The following is a 285-nucleotide window of genomic DNA, read 5'->3' as shown; positions in this document are numbered from 1 at the left end:
GTCGCGGTCGTCTGTCGGGGCGAACATCGTTCCCAAGTACAGCACGAAGCCATCGGGGTAGGCGTGATGCGCGCCACTGGCCTGCCGCGCGAGATCGGCGGGGTCGCGGCTGATCTGCGCCATGTGCGACGACGCCTCCATGCGGACGCCGTCGTCGCCGTCGACCGAGAGGGTGACGGTCTCGGAGCGCACGTCGTCGAGCCCGAAGCGGTCGTCGAACAGCCGGATGAAGGGACCGACGGATGCCGATGCGTTGTTGTCCTTCGCCCGCCCGAGCAGCAGGGC

Annotated in this window: 1 protein-coding gene; it reads right to left on the bottom strand. The window is 69.1% G+C overall.

Annotated elements, in window-relative coordinates; genetic code table 11:
* The coding region (locus SB658_RS23250; RefSeq protein ID WP_410602636.1) for a hypothetical protein at positions 1-285 on the bottom strand (285 nt) is incomplete at both ends.

It is taken from the genome of Bacillus sp. SIMBA_008 (assembly GCF_046535495.1).
In the GTDB taxonomy this organism is placed as follows: Bacteria; Bacillota; Bacilli; order Bacillales; family Bacillaceae; genus Bacillus; species Bacillus subtilis.
Note: the sequence above shows the minus strand (reverse complement) of the source record. Positions and strands in the feature narration are given on the sequence as shown.